This window comes from Methylobacterium sp. 1973 (genome assembly GCF_040545035.1).
Lineage (GTDB): Bacteria > Pseudomonadota > Alphaproteobacteria > Rhizobiales > Beijerinckiaceae > Methylobacterium > Methylobacterium fujisawaense.
On record NZ_JBEPLA010000006.1, the window covers coordinates 312,650 to 327,909 of the forward strand.

A 15,260-nucleotide genomic window follows, 5' to 3' on the forward strand; every position below is an offset into this window, starting at 1 on the left:
GTTCGATGCCCGGACCGGGGCGTCAGCCCGAGCGGATCCGTGCGTCACGCCGCGCGGCGGAGGAAGGCCTGCAGGGTTCGGACCAGGGTGGTCGGCTCGTAGGGCTTCGGAATGAACCGGGCGCCCTCCGGCATGTCGTTGGGACCGGGCGTGCCCATGCCCGACACCACCAGAACGGGGATCGACGGCCAGCGATACGCCACGAGGCGGGCGAGGGCGAAACCGTCCATCGAGCCCTGCGGCATGTCGACGTCGGTCATCAGGACGCCGACATCGTCACGGTTCTCCAGGACCTTCAGCGCCTTGTCGGCGTGCGTCGCCTCGACGACGGTGAAGCCCGCATCCGCAAGGGTGTCAGAGGCCTCCATCAGCAGGAGGCCGTCATCCTCCACCAGGAGCACCACGGGTTGATCGGACGGGCTATCTGACATCAGACCTGCGAAGGTGAGTCTCAATTCCGAAGTCCGCGCCCTATTCCTCCGGGGCTCCCCCCGTCAAGGCGCGGGACCGGTTCGGTCAGGCCGCCTCCTCGCGCTTGCCCAGGCGCTTGTCGAGATAGGTGTCCACCGTCTGTGTCAGTTCCTCGACCTTGCCGTCGAAGAAGTGGTTCGCGCCATCGACCATCTGGTGCTCGATGATGACGCCCTTCTGGGTCTTCACCTTCTCGATCACCGGCATGACCTCGCGGGCGGGCGCCACCCGGTCCTCAGAGCCGTGCACGAACAGGCCGGAGGAGGGGCAGGGGGCCAGGAAGGTGAAGTCGTAGCGGTTCGCCATCGCGGCGATGGAGATGAAGCCCTCGATCTCGGGGCGGCGCATCAGGAGCTGCATGCCGATCCACGAACCGAACGACACGCCGGCGATCCAGCAGGACTTCGCCTCGGGGTTGACCGACTGCACCCAGTCGAGGGCGGCGGCGGCATCCGACAGCTCGCCCGAGCCGTGATCGAAGGAGCCCTGGCTGCGGCCGACCCCGCGGAAATTGAAACGCAGGGCTGCGAAACCGCGATTGGCGAAGGTGTAAAAAAGGTTGTACACAATTTGATTGTTCATCGTACCCCCGAACTGGGGATGCGGGTGCAGGATGATGGCGATCGGCGCACCGCGCTTCTTGGGGGCTTGATAACGGCCTTCCAGGCGGCCGGCCGGGCCGGTGAAGATGACTTCGGGCATCGCTCGTCTCTCACTCTCGAGATCGCCCGCCGGGCGATCGGCACGGCGACGCGGCAGCCTTGACTCGTCGCGCGCGCCCCATAAAAGCAGTCTTAGAATGGTTCTAGATGATTAGAACTATTCTAAAGAAGCCGCCTGAAGCTTCGCGCCGGCTGCCACGCCGACCGGATTGCGGCGGCGGGATCTCATTCTCTCGGCGCGCCTTAGCACGGCGAGCCGGTGCGCGGGCAAGGAATTGTGACGCGCCGCAGCAGAGGACTTAACGGAACGCGGATGAGCCGGGGACGCGCCTATCTCGACTACAATGCGACAGCTCCGGTCCGTCCGGCCGTCGCCGAGGCGGTGGCGCGCGCGCTGATGCTCCCCGGTAACCCGTCCTCGATCCACGCGGAGGGTCGGGCCGCCCGGGCCGCTCTTGAAGCGGCCCGCGCCGAAGTCGCGGCCCTGGTGACGGCGCGGCCCGAACAGGTCGTCTTCACCAGCGGCGGCACCGAAGCCGCCAACGCCGCCCTGTCGGGCGCCCTGCGTCGCCGCAGCACGCCGGCTCCGACCCGGCTCCTCTACTCGGCGACGGAGCACCCCTGCGTCGCGGCGGGGCACCGGTTCCCGGAAACGGCCGCGGAGGCGTTGCCGGTCACGGCCGACGGCGTGGTCGACCTCGCCGCCCTGGGGACACGGCTCGCCGCGCTGTCCGACGAGTCCGTGCTCGTATCGGTCCATGCCGCCAACAACGAGACCGGCGCCGTGCAGCCGCTGGCCGACATCGTCGGGTTGGCTCGCGAGCACGGCCGGACCTTGGTCCACAGCGACGCGGTGCAGGCGGCCGGGAAGATCCCCCTCGACATGCCTGGCCTCGGCCTCGACGCGCTGACCCTGTCGGGCCACAAGTTCGCGGCGCCGAAGGGTGTCGGCGCGCTGGTGCTGGCCGACGGCGTCACCCTGGAGACCGCCTTTATGCGGGGTGGCGGGCAGGAGCGCCGGCAGCGCTGCGGCACCGAGTGCCTGCCGGCCATCGTCGGCATGGGCGAGGCCGCCCGGATCGCCCGCGAGTCGCTCGACCGGGAGAGCGCGCGCCTCGGGGCGCTGCGCGACCGGATCGAGGCTGGCATCCGGGCCCTGGCGCCCGACGCGGTGGTGTTCGCCGCCGGGGCCCAGCGCCTGCCCAACACCCTCAGCTTCTCGGTCCCGGGCCTCGATGCGCCCTCGGCCCTGATCGCCCTCGACCTCGCCGGCGTGGCGGTGTCGTCGGGCTCGGCCTGCTCGTCGGGCAAGGTCGCGCGCTCGGCGACGCTCGCCGCGATGGGCGTCGGTCCTGACCTCGCCGGGGGGGCGCTGCGCGTCAGCCTCGGCTGGAACACGGTGGACGAGGAGGTGGCATGCTTCCTCGACGCCTTCGAACGGGCCTTGCAGCCCCTATATAGACGGCGAGGACAGGCGGCCTGAGGGCCGCGCCCCCGCTATCCGACAGACGCTTCCCGGCCCTTGACGCCGGAGATGCCCAGGAGACGCTGATGCCTGCCGTGCAGGAAACCATCGACCGGGTCCGCTCGATCGACCTCGACCAGTACAAGTACGGGTTTGAGACCACCATCGAGATGGAGAAGTCCGCGAAGGGCATCTCCGAGGACGTCGTGCGCTTCATCTCGGCCAAGAAGAACGAGCCCGCGTGGCTGCTGGAGTGGCGCCTCGACGCCTACAAGCGCTGGCTGACCATGAAGGAGCCGGAGTGGGCGCGGGTCTCCTACGACAAGGTCGATTACAACGACATCTACTACTATGCGGCGCCCAAGCGTCCGGCGGCGATGTCGCTCGACGAGATCGATCCTGAGATCCTGAAGACCTACGAGAAGCTCGGCATCCCGCTCCGCGAGGTCGAGGTGCTGGAGGGCATCGCGCCGGAGCGCCGCGTCGCGGTCGACGCCGTGTTCGACTCGGTCTCGGTGGCCACCACCTTCAAGAAGGAGCTGGAGAAGGCCGGCGTGATCTTCATGCCGATCTCCGAGGCCGTGCGCGAGCATCCCGAGCTGGTGAAGAAGTACCTCGGCTCGGTCGTGCCGGTGACCGACAACTTCTTCGCCACGCTCAACTCGGCCGTGTTCTCGGACGGGTCGTTCGTCTACATTCCGCCGGGCGTGCGCTGCCCGATGGAGCTGTCGACCTATTTCCGCATCAACGAGCGCGACACCGGCCAGTTCGAGCGCACGCTGATCATCGCCGACAAGGGCTCCTACGTCTCGTATCTCGAGGGCTGCACCGCCCCGAAGCGCGACGACAACCAGCTCCACGCCGCGGTGGTCGAGCTCGTCGCCCTGGACGATGCCGAGATCAAGTACTCGACGGTCCAGAACTGGTACCCGGGCGACAACGAGGGCAAGGGCGGCATCTACAACTTCGTGACCAAGCGCGGCGATTGCCGTGGCGCCCGCTCGAAGATCTCGTGGACGCAGGTCGAGACCGGCTCGGCGATCACATGGAAGTACCCGTCCTGCATCCTGCGCGGCGACGATTCCCGCGGCGAGTTCTACTCGATCGCGGTGTCGAACGGCATGCAGCAGGTCGATTCCGGCACCAAGATGATCCATCTCGGCAAGAACACGACGAGCCGGATCATCTCGAAGGGCATCTCGGCGGGCCGGTCGCAGAACACCTACCGGGGGCTCGTCTCGGCCCACAGGAAGGCTTCCAACGCCCGGAACTTCACGAACTGCGACTCCCTGCTGATCGGCGACCAGTGCGGCGCGCACACCGTGCCCTATATCGAGTCGAAGAACGCCTCGGCGGTGTTCGAACACGAGGCGACAACCTCGAAGATCTCCGAGGACCAGAAGTTCTACTGCCAGCAGCGCGGCCTCTCCGAGGAGGAGGCGACCGCACTCATCGTCAACGGCTTCGTCCGGGACGTGCTGCAGCAGCTGCCCATGGAGTTCGCCGTCGAGGCGCAGAAGCTGATCTCGATCAGCCTGGAAGGCTCGGTGGGCTGACCGCCTGGGCGGTTTCGACGACGACGTGCTGCGGGCCGCGCATCGGCACAGCGCGCGGCACGCCGACGAGGTCAGGAGCAGCGTCCTGTGCGGATGCTTCTTCTGCCTCGAGGTTTTCGCGCCGGACGAGATCGCGGGGTGGATCGCCGATGATGGCACCGCCCTCTGTCCCCGGTGCGGCATCGACGCGGTGATCGGCGATCTCTCCGGCTACCCGGCCGGGAATTTCGCGTTCCTGCGGGCGATGCGAGACGAATGGTTATGAAGGACTTGGACTGACATGCTGGAAATCAAGAACCTCGTCGTGCAGATCGAGGACAACCGCATCCTGAACGGCCTGAACCTGACCGTGAACGACGGCGAGGTCGCGGCGATCATGGGGCCGAACGGCTCGGGCAAGTCGACCCTGTCGTACGTCATCGCCGGCAAGGAGGACTACGAGGTCCTCGACGGTGAGATCCTGCTCGACGGGCAGAACGTGCTGGAGATGGCCGCCGACGAGCGCGCCGCGGCCGGTATCTTCCTGGCCTTCCAGTACCCGCTGGAGATCCCCGGCGTCGGCACCATGACCTTCCTCAAGGCCTGCCTCAACGCGCAGCGCAAGGCGCGCGGCGAGGCGGAGCTGTCGACCCCCGACTTCATCCGGGCGGTGAACGGCGCCGCCGACAAGCTCGAGATCAACAAGGAGATGCTCAAGCGCGCCCTCAACGTCGGTTTCTCCGGCGGCGAGAAGAAGCGCATGGAGATCCTCCAGATGGCGCTGCTGCAGCCGAAGTTCTGCGTGCTCGACGAGACCGATTCCGGCCTCGACATCGACGCCCTGCGCATCGTGTCCGAGGGCGTGAACGCGCTGCGCGACAAGAACCGCTCGTTCCTGGTCATCACCCACTACCAGCGGCTGCTCAACCACATCGTGCCCGACACCGTGCACGTCATGTCGAAGGGTCAGATCGTGAAGACCGGCGGCAAGGAGCTCGCCCTCGAACTCGAGGCCTCCGGCTACGCCGAGTATCGCACCAACGAGGCGGCCTGAACCATGGCCGGCGTCACCAACCTCCGCTCCCCCGCCGAGGCCGGCCTGTCGAAGCTGTTCGAATCGGCCCGCCAGAGCTTCGCCAGCGAGACGGCGATCGCCCGCGAGGAGGCGTTCCGCTTCTTCGAGGCGACCGGCCTGCCCAGCCGCCGGGTCGAGGCCTTCAAGTACACGGATCTGCGCGCCGCCATCACCGAGGCCGCGCCGCCGGCCGATGCGCCGAGCCTCGAGGTCGCCAAGGCGGCCGTCGCGCAGGCGAAGGGCTTCGCCGGCATCGAGGCCGCGCGCCTGACCTTCGTGAACGGACACCTCATCGGCGAACTGTCGGATCTCGATGCGATCCCCGAGGGTGTCACGGTCGTGCCGATGTCGGAGGCCCTCGCCCAGGGCCATGCCGGCCTGAAGCAGCTCGCCCCGGTCGCACAGGCCCGGGAGAACCCGGTCTACCAGCTCAACACCGCCTTCCTGGCCGATGGCGCGGTGATCACGGTCGCTGCCGGTGCGAAGCCGGTGCGGCCGCTGCATCTCCGCTTCGTGGGCACCGGCGACGCGCCGTTCTCCACGGCGACCCGCGTGCTCGTCCAGCTGGGCGAGGGCGCGGAGTTCAGCCTGCTGGAGAGCCATGAGGGAACGGACGGCCTCACCTGCCAGCCGAACGACGCCCTCGACGTGGTGGTCGGCCCGAAGGCTGCCTTCCGGCACACCCGCCTGAACATCGAGGGCGATGCCACCATCGCGCTCTCGACCCTGTCGTTGAAGGTCGAGGCCGAGGGGCAGGTGGAAACCGTGAACCTCGTGACCGGAGCGGTGCTGTCGCGCCACCAGATCTTCGTCCACATCGCGGGCGAGGACACGAACGTGGTCGTCAACGGCGCGGCCATGCTGCGCAGGGGACAGCTCGCCGACTCGACGCTGCTCGCCGACCATGCCGCCGTGGGCGGTGTCGGCCGCGAGCAGTTCAAGTGGATCATCGACGGTGACGCCACCGGCGTGTTCCAGGGCAAGATCATCGTCCGTCAGGCCGCCCAGAAGACCGACGGCAAGATGAAGTCTGACTGCCTCCTCCTCACGGACGAGGGGCAGATGATGAACAAGCCGGAGCTGGAGATCTTCGCCGACGACGTCGCCTGCGGCCACGGGGCCACCTGCGGTGCGCCGGACGACGATCTGCTGTTCTACCTGATGGCGCGCGGCCTGCCGCGCGCGATCGCCGAGAGCCTGCTCGTGCAGGCCTTCGTGGGCGAGGCGGTGGAAGCGGTCACGCATGAGGGCGCCCGCGCGGCGCTGGTCGGCGAGATCGAGGCCTGGCTGAAGGCACGGGTGTAGCGTCCGCAACCCGCTCCGTCCCGCACGCGATGCGCTCTCCTCCCCCGTGCGGGGAGGAGCCCGAGGTGGGAGCGGCGCCGGTCGAATCTCGGCGGCGCCTCATGAACCGCCCGCACCCTTACCCCTCCCCGCATGGGGGAGGGGGCCCGTCCTCTTCGAAGGGTGGGCGCTCAGTGAGTGAGAAGCGATGAACGCACCCGTCCTCACCCCCGCCTACGACGTCGAGGCGATCCGCAAGGATTTCCCGATCCTAGGCCAGCAGGTCTACGGCAAGAAGCTGGTCTACCTAGACAACGCCGCTTCGGCGCAGAAGCCCCGTCAGGTGATCGACGCGATGGTCTCCTGCATGGAGACCGGCTACGCCAACGTCCACCGCGGCCTGCACTACATGGCGAACGCCGCCACGGAGGGCTTCGAGGGCGCCCGTGAGACCACGCGGCAGTTCCTCAACGCCGCCTCCACGGACGAGATCATCTTCACCCGCAACGCCACCGAGGCCTACAACCTCGTGGCCTCGTCGATGGGCTGGGCCGGCCTGATCGGGGAGGGGGACGAGATCATCCTCTCGATCATGGAGCACCACTCCAACATCGTACCTTGGCACTTCCTGCGCGAGCGCCGGGGCGCCGTGATCAAGTGGGCACCGGTGGACGACCAGGGCAACTTCCTGGTGGAGGAATACGAGAAGCTGTTCTCGCCCCGCACCAAGATGGTGGCGATCACCCACATGTCGAACGTGCTGGGCACGGTGACGCCCGCCGCGGAAATCGTGCGTATCGCCCATGCCCACGGCGTCCCGGTTCTGCTCGACGGCGCACAGAGCGCGGTCCATCAGCCCGTCGACGTGCAGGCGCTCGATTGCGACTTCTTCGTCTTCACCGGCCACAAGGTCTACGGGCCGACCGGGATCGGCGTGCTCTACGGCAAGAAGGAATGGCTGGAGCGCCTGCCGCCCTACCAGGGCGGCGGCGAGATGATCCGGACGGTGAGCGAGGACGCGGTCACCTACAACGACCCGCCGCACAAATTCGAGGCGGGCACCCCGGCCATCATCGAGGCTGTCGGCCTCGGCGCGGCGCTGGAATACATGATGACGCTGGGACGCGACGCGATCGCCGCGCACGAGGCGAAGCTGACGGCTTACGCGCAGGAGCGGCTCGGCGCGATGAACGCCCTGCGCCTGATCGGCACGGCTGCCGGCAAGGGCGGTGTGATCGCCTTCGAGATGAAGGGCGCTCATGCCCACGACATCGCCACGGTCATCGACCGCCAGGGCGTGGCGGTCCGGGCCGGGACCCACTGCGCCATGCCGCTGCTCCAGCGGTTCGGCGTGACGTCGACCTGCCGCGCGTCCTTCGGGCTCTACAACACGACCGCCGAGATCGATGCCCTTGCCGAAGCCCTCGGCAGGGCGGAGATGCTGTTTACCTGATATCTGGATCCGAGGCTGGTCCCGTCCGCGCGGGTCCGGGGAGAGTGAAGCGATGACCACCGACGCCACCATCACGGGGGGCATGAACGCCCCCGCCGTCGAAGGCGATTCCGCGATCCCGCAGGCGGAGCTCGATCGCCTGACCGACGACATCGTCGCGGCCCTGAAGACCGTCTACGATCCCGAGATTCCGGCCGACATCTACGAACTCGGCCTGATCTACAAGGTCGATATCGGCGACGATCGGAAGGTCGCCATCGACATGACGCTGACCGCCCCGGGCTGCCCGGTGGCCGGTGAGATGCCGGGCTGGGTGGAGAACGCGGTGAGCGCCGTGCCGGGCGTCCAGTCCTGTTCGGTGACCATGGTGTTCGATCCGCCGTGGGATCAGAGCCGCATGTCGGACGAGGCGCGCGTCGCCCTCGACATGTGGTAGGGCGGATCCGCGTTCACAGGCTCCTGAACACGCATGGGCGCGTGCCGCGAGGCGCGTGACCGCGCTTGAGTTTCGCTGCTGCGACAAGCGCATAAGCCGAAACGTTGGCGTTGCGAAGGAATGGACGGCACCGGCGGACCTGCGGCGATCTACGTAGCCGTTAAGGTCTCGCTAACCATCGCGGCGCAGAGCGGAGACGGCCGCAGCAACAGCGGCAACTCCCTCGATACGGTTGGTGGAAACGGATGGCTTCGGGCTACGTGGTCGCGGCGTTCCTGGAGGCGGCCGGGCTGGTCGGCCTCGTGATCGCGGTGCTCCGGATACGGACGGAACGCCAGGCGAAGGCCGCCGAATTGCGGAGCTTTCTCCGCTCCGGGCAGATCCCGTCCGCCACCGCCGGAACGCTCCGCCGCGTGGACTTCGCGTCGCACGCGGTCGCCGTCCCGTTCACACCGGGCCGTGGCAGCGGATTGCAGGGCCGCCCTTCGGCAGCCCGCTCGGCGCTCGGACGCGCCATCGTGCGCGGCGGCCCGGCCCTGCCGCCCCGCCTGACCGGTGCCATCAGCGCAGGATGATGTCGAGGCCGCTGCCGAAGAGAACGACGGCGCTGAGCGTCAGCATGAACTTCAGATCTTCCAGGCGCGCGCTCATGATCGATCCTCGTTGTTCGGCTGACGGGCCGCCGCTGCGATGTCCGATCATCATCTAAAGCGTGGGATTCTCGCGAGTCCTTTCAGGTTCCGTTAGGGATTTACCGACGGTTTCTGTTTACTAACGTTACCGCTGCGTTAATTCGGGATCCGCAGGCGGCGGTTCATCTTGGTCCTATCCGATGCGGCGCTACGCACCTGCTGGCAGCAGGAAGGTTCGAGCCATGGCCCCATCACCGCCCACGACCGTCCGGCGGGCGCTCGATTGGCTGTTCCGCGACAGGAACACCGGCGCCATGACGGTGGCCCAGTGGCCCAATCTGCCGCTCTGGCTGTTTGCTGGCTTCACTCTGGCCGCTTGGTCGGCGCAGGAGCAGGGGCCGCTCGCATCCTGGCTGTCCCTTGGGGCGGATCTTGCGCTGGCTTGGTGGGCTGCCGATGAGCTGCTGCGCGGCGTGAATCCCTGGCGTCGATTTCTCGGCGGTGCGACGATCCTGGGATTGGCCGCGCTGTTCGCCCTGCGCCACGCGGCCTAGGGCGGCATTGCCGCCACCTATAGTTGTATTTTTTGACAATATTCCAGCGTGGAGGTTGCTTCACGCTTGCCGAATCCGGAGGCACGCCCACCGATCTGCCTCTACGCGCCAGCCATTCGGCCTTAAGTCGCAGCCCTCTTCCGAGGTAGAGCCATAACGGTAGGTTGCACCCGCCGCGAGAGTGTGAATGGTAGAGCCGCGCCGCGCGAACGGCGCGTGTGTGGGACCCCGTGCATTCGCGCTCGGCTGAAGGATTGGTTTCGAAGAGATCATGACGGACGCGGGCGGATTCGATCTCGACGGCGCGGCCCAGTCGGCTCGTGAGCGGGACAAGCTGCTTCGAGACATCGCCCGCATGTTGAACGTTCCGGAATCCACATTCCGGAGGCCGCCAGCCTCCGGGGGAACCCGCGGCCCGAGCGCCGCGGAATGTGCCGCGCTGCTGACGGCCTTCTCGCGCATCGAAGACCCGGATCTCCGGAAGGAGTGCGTGGCGCTGGCGGAGCGCTACGGCCGCACGTGAGGGACGCGGCGTCCTCGCGGTGCGGTGGCACACACGGGGTCTGTCAGCACCGTGATTGCCGCGTGCTATAGGGGCGCCCGCTACCGAAGACGGTCCGATCGGTCGGCCCACCGCGTTTCCGGTGCCGGCCTCATGGCTGCCGGCACCGCGCATGCCCCAGCTCGTTCCAGGCCCCGATGCCGATCATCTCCATCTCGAAGCTGTCGAAGACCTACACGTCCGGCTTCACCGCCCTGCGCGACATCGACCTCGCCATCGAGCGGGGGGAGATCTTCGCGTTGCTGGGTCCGAACGGTGCCGGCAAGTCGACGCTCATCAACATCGTCTGCGGCATCGTCACCGCCAGTTCGGGAAGCGTTCTGGTCGACGGCCACGACATCGTGGCGGATTACCGCGCCGCGCGCCGGGCGATCGGCCTCGTGCCGCAGGAACTGACCACCGACGCCTTCGAGACGGTGCTGAACACCGTGAGCTTCTCCCGCGGTCTGTTCGGGATGAAGCCCGATGCCGGGCATATCGAGCGGATCCTGCGCGCGCTGTCCCTCTGGGACAAGCGCGACAGCCGGCTGATGACCCTGTCGGGCGGGATGAAGCGGCGGGTGCTCATCGCCAAGGCGCTGTCGCACGAGCCCCGGGTGCTGTTCCTCGACGAGCCCACCGCAGGCGTCGACGTGGAGCTGCGCCAGGATATGTGGCGCCTCGTGCGCGACCTGCGCCAGCAGGGCGTCACCGTCATTCTCACCACCCATTACATCGAAGAGGCCGAGGAAATGGCCGACCGCATCGGCGTGATCCGCCGGGGCGAGATCATCCTGGTCGAGGAGAAGGCGGCGCTGATGCACAAGCTCGGGCGCAAGCGGCTGACCCTGCATCTCCAGCAGCCGATCACCGCGGTGCCGCCGGAACTCGCCGATTACGGCCTGGCGCTCTCCGGGGAGGGCAGCGAGCTGGTCTATACCTATGACACCCGCGCCGAGCGGACCGGCATCACCGGGCTTCTCACCGGCCTGGCGGCGGCGGGAATCCGCTTCAAGGACCTTCACACCGAACAGAGTTCGCTGGAGGACATCTTCGTGGGCCTCGTGCGCGAAGAGAGGGCACAGGCATGAGCGCGGCGTTCACCCTGAACTGGCCGGCGGTCCGGGCCATCTACCGGTTCGAGATGGGCCGCTTCTGGCGCACCGCCGGGCAGAGCATCCTGGCTCCGGTCATCTCGACCACCCTGTACTTCGTGGTGTTCGGCGCCGCGATCGGCTCCCGGGTCTCGGCGGTCGACGGCGTGCCCTATGGGCTGTTCATCGTGCCCGGCCTGATCATGCTCTCGCTGCTCACGCAGAGCATCTCGAACGCCTCCTTCGGCATCTACTTCCCGCGCTTCGCCGGTACGATCTACGAGATCCTGTCGGCGCCGATCTCGCCGCTCGAGGTGGTGCTGGGCTTCGTCGGCGCGGCGGCCTCCAAATCGATCCTGATCGGGCTGATCATCCTGGCGACGTCGGCCCTGTTCGTGCCGCTGCGGATCGATCACCCGCTCTGGATGCTGGGCTTCCTGCTCCTCACCGCGGTGACCTTCAGCCTGTTCGGCTTCGTCATCGGCCTGTGGGCGGACGGCTTCGAGAAGCTGCAGCTGGTGCCGCTCCTCGTCGTGACCCCGCTCACCTTCCTGGGCGGCAGCTTCTACGCGATCTCCATGCTGCCGCCCTTCTGGCACGCCGTGAGCCTGCTCAACCCGGTCGTGTACCTGATCAGCGGTTTCCGCTGGGCGTTCTTCGGCAAGGCGGACGTGAACATCGCGATCAGCCTCGGCATGACCGCGCTGTTCCTGGTGATCTGCCTCGGCCTCGTCACCTACATCTTCCGGACGGGCTACCGGCTGAAGAGCTGAGGCTTCAGGGCTGCGCGGCCAGGAAGGCCAGCACCCCGTCCCGGTGCGGCTTGGCACCGACCGCGGTGGAGTGGTCCTTGCCCTCGATCTCGAGGGCCCGGGCGTCCGGGATCAGGGCGGCGAGCCCGGGGCCGGAGCCCGCGACCGTATCGAGGGTCCCGACCGAGACCAGAACCGGGACCTCGATCTGCGCGAGTTCCCCCCGGCTCAGCGTCTGACGTGAGCCGCGCATGCACGCGGCCAGCGCCCGCAGGTCGCTGCGGGTCTGCTCGGCGAAGGTGCGGAAGGCTGCGGCCGTCGGGTTGGGCGCCGGCGTCCCGGCGGGCGCCTCCAGGGCCTCGGCGATCCCCGAGGGCAAACCCTTGCCTTCGATGAGGTGCATTCCGAGGCCGCCGATCAGGGCCGAGCGAACCCGGTCCGCATGGTCCAGGGCAATATGGGCGGTGATCCGCCCGCCCATCGAGTAGCCCATGACGTGAGCGCGCTCGATGCCGAGATGGTCGAGAAGCCGGATCGCGTCGTTGGCCATCGCGTCGGAGCTGTAGGCGGCCGGATCGTAGAGCTTCTCGCTCTCGCCGTGACCGCGGTTGTCGAGCGCGATCGCGCGGTAGCCGGCCTGGGTCAGGGCGCGCACCCACTGGGTGTTGACCCAATTGACCGCATGGTTCGACGCGAAACCATGGATCAGAAGGATCGGCTTCCCGGCCCCGTCCGCGGGCGGGACGTCGATATAGGCGATCCGCACGCCGTCGGAATTGAAGGACTCCATGCCGCGCAACCCGTGTTCATCAAGCTCGGCCACGGCTTAGACCACCGGAGCGCGCCGGAGCAACGTGGATCGATCCGCTTGCGGCTCGGGGCGCCGGCTGGCAAACCGCCCCGGTCATGACCGACATCCAGCCCTACGGCACCTATGAACCGTCCGGTCTCGTCGCGGCGATCACCCGCCGCACGAACCGGATCCCGGCCGAATCCTGGTACGGGCGGCGCCTCGCGCTGTTCCTGCGCCGGATCGCCATCGCGCGGCTCGGGGGCAAGCCCCTCGACGTGACCCGCTATGGCGCGCGGATGCGGCTGCACCCCTACAACAACAACTGCGAGAAGAAGGTGCTCTTCACCCCGCAGTTCTTCGATCCGGAGGAGCGCGCGCTGCTCCAGAAGCACCTGCCGAGGGACTGCGTGTTCCTCGACATCGGAGCCAATGTCGGCGCCTACGCCCTGTGCGTGGCGGCCTTTTCGGGCCCGGGGGCGCGGATCGTCGCGGTCGAGCCCCAGCCCGACGTGTTCGACCGCCTGACCTACAACATCGCCCAGAACCCGTTCCACACCGTGAAGGCGGTCGCCTGCGCGGTGGCCGACAAGGCGGGCGAGCTGACCCTGTTCATCGATCCGCGCAACCGCGGCGAGTCGAGCCTGCGCATCGTCGGCACCAACGAGGGTGCGCGGATCACCGTCCCGGCGGTGACCCTCCTCGATCTCCTGCGGAGCGAGGGCCTCACCCGGGTCGATGCGGTCAAGCTCGACGTCGAGGGCGCCGAGGACCTCATCCTGGAGCCGTTCCTGCGCGAGGCGCCGGACGCGCTCCTGCCGCGGATCCTGCTGATCGAGAACGGCACCGGGCAGTGGCAGCTCGACCTGCTGCAGCATCTGGCGCGCTACGGCTATCGCGAGATCGCCCGCTCCCGGCTGAACCTGATGTTCGAGCGCAGCACCGTCAGGGCGGCGTGACCACCGGAATCTCCCCGGCGAGGACGACGCCCTCCGGTCCGACGGCGCATCGGTAGGCCCGGACCGCCACACCCGCCGCTCGCGCCTCCCGGAACGCCCGGTCGAAGGTGGGGTCGATGTCCCGGGCGACGTCGAACGCCTCGGCCTTCATCTGCACGACGATGACCACCAGCGCCCGGCCCCCCTCGGCCACGACCTGAGCCAGGTCGCGCATGTGCCGGGCGCTGCGGGCGGCTTTGCAATCCGGGAATTCCGCGAGGCCCGCCCGACGCATCATGTGGCAGTTCTTCACCTCGACGTGGCAGGGGCCGGCCACCGCGCCGCTCGCCAGGAAATCGACCCGGCTGGCCTCGGCATAGCGGACCTCCGGCTTCAGCGTGTCGTGGCCGGCGAGCGCCGTGATCGCGCCGGCGCGAAAGGCCTCGGCCACGAGGGCGTTCGGGCGCAGGGTGTTGATGCCGACCCATTGCAGCCCCCCGGGCAGGTCGGCCTCCACCAGCTCCCAGGTCAGCGGCAGCTTGCGTGCAGGATTGGTCGAGCGCGACAGCAGCACCCGGGCGCCGGGCGTGTTCAGCCCGAGCATCGCTCCGGGATTGGGACAGTGCACCGTGACCCGTCCCTCATCGGTATCGATGTCGGCCAGGAAGCGCTTGTAGCGTTGCACGAGCCGTCCCGGCACGAGCGGCGCGGCGAACTGCATCGGATCCTCGGGGTTCACGTAGTCGCGGGCAGCGGTTGCGCTATCTGCCTGCAGGCCCCGCCCGACGCCAGAGTTCCATGCCCCAGCCTTCCGAATCCGTCACCGCCGCGATCCTCGTCATCGGCGATGAGATCCTATCGGGTCGCACCAAGGACAAGAACATCGGCACGATCGCCGACTTCCTCACCGCCGCCGGCATCGACCTGCGCGAGGTGCGGATCGTGCCCGACGAGGCCGCCATGATCGTCGAGGCGGTCAACGCCCTGCGTGCCCGCTACACCTATCTGTTCACCACCGGCGGGATCGGCCCGACCCACGACGACATCACCGCCGATTGCGTGGCCGAGGCCTTCGGGGTCGGCATCGATGTCGATGAGCGGGCGCGTGCGATGCTGCTGGAGCGGCACAAGCCCGAGGACCTGAACGCGGCGCGCCTGCGCATGGCGCGGATTCCGTTCGGAGCCGACCTGATCGCCAACCCGGTCTCGAAAGCGCCGGGCTTCCGCCTCGGCAATGTCCACGTGATGGCCGGCGTGCCTAGCATCATGCAGGCCATGCTGGATTCGATCGCCCCGACGCTGACAGGCGGCGCCGCGCTGCTGTCCGAAACGATCGAGGCGGCCGGCCTGCCGGAGGGCAACTACGCGGGCGACCTCGGCGAGATCGCCAAGGCGCGGCCGGCCGTCTCCATCGGCTCGTATCCCGCGATGACTCCGGACGGTTTTCGCAACCGGATCGTCGTGCGCAGCCGGGACGCGCAGGCGCTCGCGGAGGCACGGAGCGCGGTCGAGGCGCTGGTGGCGCGTCTCTCGGCCTGACGGACTATCCTGCATCCGATCGGATCGAGTTGCGTTGCG

Annotated in this window: 18 protein-coding genes; 14 read left to right on the top strand and 4 right to left on the bottom strand. The window is 68.1% G+C overall.

Annotated elements, in window-relative coordinates; translation table 11 throughout:
- Window positions 1-44: 44 nt before the first annotated feature.
- Both ABIC70_RS14605 and ABIC70_RS14610 read right to left on the bottom strand, forming a co-directional pair.
- Complete coding sequence (locus ABIC70_RS14605) at window positions 45-431, bottom strand: response regulator (protein WP_043351947.1); 387 nt, start codon at window positions 429-431, stop codon at window positions 45-47.
- An 85-nt stretch (window positions 432-516) separates the two neighbouring features.
- A complete protein-coding gene (locus tag ABIC70_RS14610; protein WP_043351944.1) occupies window positions 517-1,173 on the bottom strand; it encodes an alpha/beta hydrolase in 657 nt (218 codons plus the stop codon).
- A 273-nt stretch (window positions 1,174-1,446) separates the two neighbouring features.
- On the opposite strand from ABIC70_RS14610, the gene ABIC70_RS14615 reads away from it, so the two are divergent.
- The 12 genes from ABIC70_RS14615 (at window position 1,447) to ABIC70_RS14670 (ending at window position 11,975) form a co-directional block, all read left to right on the top strand.
- On the top strand, window positions 1,447-2,616 hold the full coding sequence (locus ABIC70_RS14615; RefSeq protein ID WP_354439972.1) for a cysteine desulfurase family protein: 1,170 nt from the start codon (window positions 1,447-1,449) through the stop codon (window positions 2,614-2,616).
- Between the two features lie 68 nt (window positions 2,617-2,684).
- Window positions 2,685-4,154 (top strand): Fe-S cluster assembly protein SufB, encoded by a 1,470-nt coding sequence (gene sufB, locus ABIC70_RS14620; protein ID WP_043351940.1) that lies wholly within the window; start codon window positions 2,685-2,687, stop codon window positions 4,152-4,154.
- Window positions 4,155-4,179: 25 nt separating this feature from the next.
- A complete protein-coding gene (locus ABIC70_RS14625) occupies window positions 4,180-4,419 on the top strand; it encodes a hypothetical protein (RefSeq protein WP_043351938.1) in 240 nt (79 codons plus the stop codon).
- Between the two features lie 15 nt (window positions 4,420-4,434).
- Window positions 4,435-5,187 (top strand): Fe-S cluster assembly ATPase SufC, encoded by a 753-nt coding sequence (sufC, locus tag ABIC70_RS14630; RefSeq protein ID WP_043351937.1) that lies wholly within the window; start codon window positions 4,435-4,437, stop codon window positions 5,185-5,187.
- A gap of 3 nt (window positions 5,188-5,190) precedes the next feature.
- Window positions 5,191-6,513, top strand: coding sequence for a SufB/SufD family protein (locus ABIC70_RS14635; protein WP_354439973.1), 1,323 nt, complete (start codon window positions 5,191-5,193; stop codon window positions 6,511-6,513).
- A 187-nt stretch (window positions 6,514-6,700) separates the two neighbouring features.
- Window positions 6,701-7,945, top strand: a complete 1,245-nt coding sequence (locus tag ABIC70_RS14640) for a cysteine desulfurase (protein WP_075379672.1) — start codon at window positions 6,701-6,703, stop codon at window positions 7,943-7,945.
- A gap of 52 nt (window positions 7,946-7,997) precedes the next feature.
- Complete coding sequence (locus ABIC70_RS14645; RefSeq protein WP_043351932.1) at window positions 7,998-8,381, top strand: SUF system Fe-S cluster assembly protein; 384 nt, start codon at window positions 7,998-8,000, stop codon at window positions 8,379-8,381.
- Window positions 8,382-8,626: 245 nt separating this feature from the next.
- Window positions 8,627-8,956, top strand: a complete 330-nt coding sequence (locus tag ABIC70_RS14650) for a hypothetical protein (protein ID WP_053609948.1) — start codon at window positions 8,627-8,629, stop codon at window positions 8,954-8,956.
- Window positions 8,957-9,255: 299 nt separating this feature from the next.
- Entirely contained in the window at window positions 9,256-9,567 is a 312-nt protein-coding gene (locus ABIC70_RS14655) for a hypothetical protein (RefSeq protein WP_179698271.1), read from the top strand.
- A 271-nt stretch (window positions 9,568-9,838) separates the two neighbouring features.
- Entirely contained in the window at window positions 9,839-10,090 is a 252-nt protein-coding gene (locus ABIC70_RS14660; protein ID WP_043351927.1) for a beta/alpha barrel domain-containing protein, read from the top strand.
- Window positions 10,091-10,266: 176 nt separating this feature from the next.
- Entirely contained in the window at window positions 10,267-11,199 is a 933-nt protein-coding gene (locus tag ABIC70_RS14665) for an ABC transporter ATP-binding protein (RefSeq protein ID WP_043351926.1), read from the top strand.
- Entirely contained in the window at window positions 11,196-11,975 is a 780-nt protein-coding gene (locus tag ABIC70_RS14670; RefSeq protein ID WP_043351924.1) for an ABC transporter permease, read from the top strand. Before ABIC70_RS14665 ends, ABIC70_RS14670 begins: the two co-directional genes overlap by 4 nt.
- Before the next feature lie 4 nt (window positions 11,976-11,979).
- Here ABIC70_RS14670 and ABIC70_RS14675 read toward each other — a convergent pair whose 3' ends face one another.
- Window positions 11,980-12,744 (bottom strand): alpha/beta fold hydrolase, encoded by a 765-nt coding sequence (locus ABIC70_RS14675; RefSeq protein ID WP_043351922.1) that lies wholly within the window; start codon window positions 12,742-12,744, stop codon window positions 11,980-11,982.
- Window positions 12,745-12,860: 116 nt separating this feature from the next.
- Between ABIC70_RS14675 and ABIC70_RS14680 the strand changes: the two genes are divergently transcribed.
- Window positions 12,861-13,703, top strand: coding sequence for an FkbM family methyltransferase (locus tag ABIC70_RS14680; RefSeq protein ID WP_043351921.1), 843 nt, complete (start codon window positions 12,861-12,863; stop codon window positions 13,701-13,703).
- On the opposite strand, the gene sfsA is transcribed toward ABIC70_RS14680, so the two are convergent.
- Window positions 13,690-14,403, bottom strand: a complete 714-nt coding sequence (gene sfsA, locus ABIC70_RS14685) for a DNA/RNA nuclease SfsA (protein WP_043351919.1) — start codon at window positions 14,401-14,403, stop codon at window positions 13,690-13,692. The two genes, ABIC70_RS14680 and sfsA, sit on opposite strands and share 14 nt — an antisense overlap.
- Window positions 14,404-14,480: 77 nt before the next feature.
- On the opposite strand from sfsA, the gene ABIC70_RS14690 reads away from it, so the two are divergent.
- Window positions 14,481-15,221, top strand: coding sequence for a competence/damage-inducible protein A (locus tag ABIC70_RS14690; protein WP_354439974.1), 741 nt, complete (start codon window positions 14,481-14,483; stop codon window positions 15,219-15,221).
- Window positions 15,222-15,260: the final 39 nt, after the last annotated feature.

Excerpts from the sequence above, each read along its gene's own strand:
- ABIC70_RS14650 (WP_053609948.1), top strand. The coding sequence starts at position 8,627 with ATGGCTTCGGGCTACGTGGTCGCGGCGTTCCTGGAGGCGGCCGGGCTG.
- ABIC70_RS14635 (WP_354439973.1), top strand. The coding sequence starts at position 5,191 with ATGGCCGGCGTCACCAACCTCCGCTCCCCCGCCGAGGCCGGCCTGTCG.
- sufB (WP_043351940.1), top strand. The coding sequence starts at position 2,685 with ATGCCTGCCGTGCAGGAAACCATCGACCGGGTCCGCTCGATCGACCTC.
- ABIC70_RS14610 (WP_043351944.1), bottom strand. The coding sequence starts at position 1,173 with ATGCCCGAAGTCATCTTCACCGGCCCGGCCGGCCGCCTGGAAGGCCGT.
- ABIC70_RS14675 (WP_043351922.1), bottom strand. The coding sequence starts at position 12,744 with ATGGAGTCCTTCAATTCCGACGGCGTGCGGATCGCCTATATCGACGTC.
- sufC (WP_043351937.1), top strand. The coding sequence starts at position 4,435 with ATGCTGGAAATCAAGAACCTCGTCGTGCAGATCGAGGACAACCGCATC.
- ABIC70_RS14665 (WP_043351926.1), top strand. The coding sequence starts at position 10,267 with ATGCCGATCATCTCCATCTCGAAGCTGTCGAAGACCTACACGTCCGGC.
- ABIC70_RS14605 (WP_043351947.1), bottom strand. The coding sequence starts at position 431 with ATGTCAGATAGCCCGTCCGATCAACCCGTGGTGCTCCTGGTGGAGGAT.
- ABIC70_RS14615 (WP_354439972.1), top strand. The coding sequence starts at position 1,447 with ATGAGCCGGGGACGCGCCTATCTCGACTACAATGCGACAGCTCCGGTC.
- ABIC70_RS14655 (WP_179698271.1), top strand. The coding sequence starts at position 9,256 with ATGGCCCCATCACCGCCCACGACCGTCCGGCGGGCGCTCGATTGGCTG.
- ABIC70_RS14660 (WP_043351927.1), top strand. The coding sequence starts at position 9,839 with ATGACGGACGCGGGCGGATTCGATCTCGACGGCGCGGCCCAGTCGGCT.
- sfsA (WP_043351919.1), bottom strand. The coding sequence starts at position 14,403 with ATGCAGTTCGCCGCGCCGCTCGTGCCGGGACGGCTCGTGCAACGCTAC.
- ABIC70_RS14640 (WP_075379672.1), top strand. The coding sequence starts at position 6,701 with ATGAACGCACCCGTCCTCACCCCCGCCTACGACGTCGAGGCGATCCGC.
- ABIC70_RS14690 (WP_354439974.1), top strand. The coding sequence starts at position 14,481 with ATGCCCCAGCCTTCCGAATCCGTCACCGCCGCGATCCTCGTCATCGGC.
- ABIC70_RS14670 (WP_043351924.1), top strand. The coding sequence starts at position 11,196 with ATGAGCGCGGCGTTCACCCTGAACTGGCCGGCGGTCCGGGCCATCTAC.
- ABIC70_RS14645 (WP_043351932.1), top strand. The coding sequence starts at position 7,998 with ATGACCACCGACGCCACCATCACGGGGGGCATGAACGCCCCCGCCGTC.
- ABIC70_RS14680 (WP_043351921.1), top strand. The coding sequence starts at position 12,861 with ATGACCGACATCCAGCCCTACGGCACCTATGAACCGTCCGGTCTCGTC.